Below are 3,905 nucleotides of genomic sequence, written 5' to 3'. Positions count from 1 at the left end.
TTATTTACTTCTTAACAAAAGTCAATGTTCTTTGGCCGCTTCCGTCAAGCATTTGGATCAGGTAAGTACCTGCAGAAAGATTCGCAGTTGCAATGTATACCAGGTTGTTTCCTTCGTTTGCAAGAACTGTGTGCTGCTCCAATCGTTTTCCTGTCAAATCAGTTACATAGAATTTCACTTCATTGCTTGCAACTTTAGAGCTGAAAGCAATTTGTATTTCATTGTCCGCCGGATTCGGGAATAAGCTGATATCTGCCAGAGATCCTAAATCTTCCAATCCTGCAGTTACAGGTTCTTCAGACGGTCCACCGGAATAAATATTGATGTCGTCGATATAAACGTTGTTTCCTCCACCGGAAGTAAACTGGAATTTGTATCGGAAATTGTCAGTCCAGAAAGTATTGATCACATTTGTTACGTGAACAGTTACCCAATCATTGGAAGTTGGCGTCCACGCTGAAGTTGCAGTAGCTGTTCCTGACATCGTACTTGAGGTAACAGTTTTACGTACTTCCCATGTTTCTCCGCAATCTTTTGACAGAAGCACTCTCAAAATATCGTTGTTTGAAGAAGTTCTTTTTCTGTAAGCACATTTAAAAGAAAGGGTCACTCCGTTTGCTGCAGTAACAGAAGACAAATCAACTGGTCCTGAAACCAGCTCGTCAACCTGTCCGACTGCTTCATTGAAATTGGAAAGTTTTGCAGAATGAGTTCCTGTTTTTCCGGCACTCGTTGTTACTTCCCAAAGATTTCCACCTCCATTTTCAACAAACCATTTCGGGCTGTTTAGAGTGGTGGTGTTTTCGAAACTTTCATAGAATGGAAGTCCTCCTCCTGAAGGAAGAACCGTAATGTATCCTGCAACGTCAGAAGTACTGTTTGAACTTCCGTCTGTAGCAACCAGTTTTACAGCGTATGTTCCGGGAGTGTTATAGGTAATTGTCGGGTTTTGAACGGAAGAGTTTGCAGGAGAACCTCCGGCAAAAGTCCAGTTCCAACCGTTTGCAGTATTGTAAGATTCATCTGTGAACTTGATTGCATCACCGGCACAGATCACTTTTCGCGGAGCGCTGAATTTTGCAGTACATAAAGTCGGTGCGGTATTGATTCCTGTTGCCAGTTGCGTTGCAGCTGAAATGATTTGATTACGACCTGCGGTTGTACTTACCAAAGCAGCACGCATACGTGTTACTTGTCCCTGGGTAAACATTTTGGAACAGTAGGAATAATCCATGTAGTTCTCTACGTTATCAATCACGTTTGTAGTCCATGAGCTGAAGTTGTTCGGATCGTTTGTATCGTCGCATGAATTGGCAGCAAGATTACAGGAAGTTACCCCGATACACATTGGAGTATCCTGTACGTGGTCATCCTGATCACAGCTGGAAGTATTCCCGGGGTTGTTATCGTCTCCCCATGTGTGAGAAAGATTCAACCAGTGACCAACCTCATGTGTCAAAGCCCTGCTTGAGTTTAAATTTGAAGTTCCGATTGATCCGGTGTAATTGTCCAGGATGAAAATTCCGTTGTAGAACATTGCCTGAGCACTTGCCGTTGCGCCACCCATCGGATTAAATGTATAACCCGCAGCTCCACCAATATCAGAAGCTACATAAATATTCAGGTATTGCGTATGAGGCCAGATTCCCTGGTAAATATCATTTCCGGCAATCACTGCATTTACCTGAGCCTGTCCGCTTCCGCCGTCATCGGTTAAAGCAGTAACAGTCCGTGTAATTCCGGCAAAACATGCACCGTTTGGAGCTTTTTTTGCCAATTCGAATTCGATTTCAACGTCTTTAGGCATTCCCTGGAAAGGAGTCTGAACATTATCAGCATCAGCATTCAACCTGCGGTAATCGCGATTCAAAATTGCCATCGCATCCAGGATTTGTTCTTTTGAAATGTTCTCAGAACCATTGTTGTGCAAAACGTGAAATACGACAGGAATTTTATAGACAGTTGCCTTTGTAGTGCTGTTATCACCTTTTGACTTAGTCTGGTTGGCCTGATTTTCAGTTTCCTGTTGAGCCGCCGCGATCATGGCCGCCATTTTCGGATCTTTTTTCAGTTCAGCTAATTTTTTGTGGGAAGCACAGTATTCTACGTGTTCACCTTCGCGCATGTTGGATTTATCTAAGATGCGTTCTTGCTGTTGAGCAAAGCTCCAGGAAGTAAGAAGAGAGATTCCTAGGAGAGAGTAAATTTTTTTCTTCATTTTATTATTCAAGCTAGTCTTTACAATATTGATTTAGAGAAGAGAGAAAAGTTGTAAAAACCTTACAGTTCAACTTTCGAAAATTACTGACTTTTTGAATAATGGGGGTGAGCTATTGTTTTAAGTGTCCGAATTGTTGATTAAAAGAATCTTAAACCGGATTAAAAAACAATCAGCTTAGCAAAGATACTAAGCTGATTGTAAAGAATTTATTTTTTAACAAACTTAAAAGTTTTGCCTGAAGATGAATCCGCAAGCTGAATCAAATAAGTTCCTGCCGACAAATCAGCAGTTTCAATGAATACTAAGTTTGCTCCTTCCTGAGCGTTAACAGGAATTGATCGGATTACTTTTCCTGTTAAATCAGTTAAAACAAATACCAATTCGTTGTTCCCTGTTTTAGAAGAGAAGCTGATTTGAATTTCATTATCTGCCGGATTCGGGAATAACTGAATGCTCTCAATTGTTCCAAAATCGGATAATCCCAAAACGATGTTATCAGACGGCGGACCTGCATAAATATTGATGTCATCCACATACACATTGTTTCCTCCTCCTGAAGTGAACTGGAATTTAAATCTGAAATCCGGGTTCCAGTATGTACTTGTAACATTGGTCATGTGAACAGTGATCCAATCAGCCTGAGCAGGAGTCCATGCTGAAGTTACCAGGTTACTTCCGGACATCGTCGTAGCCGTAAGTGTTCTTCTGATGTCCCATGACGATCCGCAGTTAGCAGTAAGAAGTACTTTTAATAAGTCATTGTTTGCAGAAGCTACTTTTCGGTAAGCATATCTGAAAGAGAATGTCACATTCGATGCTGAGGTGATAGAAGATAAATCAATCGCTCTTGACATGAACTCGTCGACCTGTCCGCTAGCTTCTCCGAAGTTTGCCAATTTCGCAGAATGCGTTCCTGTATGACCTGCAGTTGTTGTAACAGTCCACGCATTTCCACCCGGATTGTCAATAAACCAATCAGGGCTTGTCAGGTTTGTCAGGCTTTCAAATCCTTCGTAAAAAGGAAGTCCGGTAGGAGAAGCAAGAACAGTGATGTAACCTGCAATATCAGAAGTGCTGTTGTTGCTTCCGTCTGTAGCAACCAGTTTCACTGGGTATGTTCCCGGAGTATTATAAGTGATCGTTGGATTTTGAGAAGATGAACTTGCCGGAGTACCTCCCGTGAAAGTCCAGTTCCATCCGGTTGCAATGTTAAATGATTCATCCGTAAATTGAATGCTTTCTCCCTGGCAAACCACTCGTTTTGGAGCACTGAATTTTGCCGTACATAAGGTTGGTGCTGTATTCGCTCCTACCGCAGTCAGATTGGCAGTAGAAATTACATTGGCTCTTCCTGTAGAAGATTGAGTAATCGCAGTTCTCATACGATCCACTTGTCCGATCGTGAACATTTTGGAACAATAGGAATAATCCATGTAGTTTTCAACGTTGTCAATCTGATCAAATCCCCAATAAGCGTTGTCTGTACTGCACGTGTTTGCAGTTAAAGCGCAGGAAGTAGATCCTTTGGTAGCGGGAGTGTCATTCACACCGTCACTTCCACAGCTAACTCCCGGGTCGTTTGTTCCGCCCCAAACGTGAGACAGGTTTAACCAGTGTCCTACTTCATGAGTCAATGTACGGCTTGAGTTCAGGCTGGAAGTACCGATGTCTCCGACATACGTGC

General features: G+C 42.4%; 2 protein-coding genes. Both read right to left on the bottom strand.

Annotated features, from left to right (window positions below; translation table 11 throughout):
• Nucleotides 1-4: 4 nt before the first annotated feature.
• The gene (locus Q1V93_RS15340) at nt 5-2,218 is read right to left on the bottom strand and encodes a M43 family zinc metalloprotease (RefSeq protein WP_300665865.1); all 2,214 of its coding nucleotides are present in this window, start codon (nt 2,216-2,218) and stop codon (nt 5-7) included.
• A gap of 209 nt (nt 2,219-2,427) precedes the next feature.
• Nucleotides 2,428-3,905, bottom strand: a 1,478-nt coding sequence (locus tag Q1V93_RS15335) for a M43 family zinc metalloprotease (protein ID WP_300665864.1), incomplete at its 5' end; no start/stop codon positions are given.

Origin of the sequence: Fluviicola sp. (assembly GCF_030151805.1) — a bacterium.
GTDB lineage: Bacteria > Bacteroidota > Bacteroidia > Flavobacteriales_D > Crocinitomicaceae > Fluviicola.
This window is presented reverse-complemented; position numbering and strand designations above follow the sequence as displayed.

Coding starts and splice junctions, on each gene's coding strand:
- Q1V93_RS15340 (WP_300665865.1), bottom strand. CDS start 2,218: ATGAAGAAAAAAATTTACTCTCTCCTAGGAATCTCTCTTCTTACTTCC.